General features: G+C 45.2%; 2 tRNA genes. Both read left to right on the forward strand.

Annotation, left to right across the window (positions count from 1 at the left end):
• Positions 1–43 precede the first annotated feature (43 nt).
• Positions 44–118: transfer RNA gene (locus HC728_RS19965), tRNA-Gln, on the forward strand.
• An 80-nt stretch (positions 119–198) separates the two neighbouring features.
• Positions 199–283: transfer RNA gene (locus tag HC728_RS19970), tRNA-Leu, on the forward strand.
• The last annotated feature ends 22 nt before the right edge of the window (positions 284–305 follow it).

A 305-nucleotide genomic window follows, 5' to 3' on the forward strand; every position in this document is an offset into this window, starting at 1 on the left:
GTCTCTCCGTCCGCACCATTATTTAGATTCGTAAGAATCTCGTTGGGATATCGCCAAGCGGTAAGGCAGCGGCTTTTGATGCCGCCATTCCCTGGTTCAAATCCAGGTATCCCAGCCACTTTAAAACGTAATTGATTCATTTCGATTATGATAACGTGTTATTGGATCACCAATCTTCAATTTCACTATAAAATTTGTGCGGTCGTGGCGGAATTGGTAGACGCACCAGATTTAGGTTCTGGCGCCGCGAGGTGTGAGAGTTCAAGTCTCTCCGACCGCACCATTATTTAGATTCGTAAGAATCT

It is taken from the genome of Aliivibrio sp. S10_S31 (assembly GCF_014694495.1).
GTDB classification, from domain to species: Bacteria; Pseudomonadota; Gammaproteobacteria; order Enterobacterales; family Vibrionaceae; genus Aliivibrio; species Aliivibrio fischeri.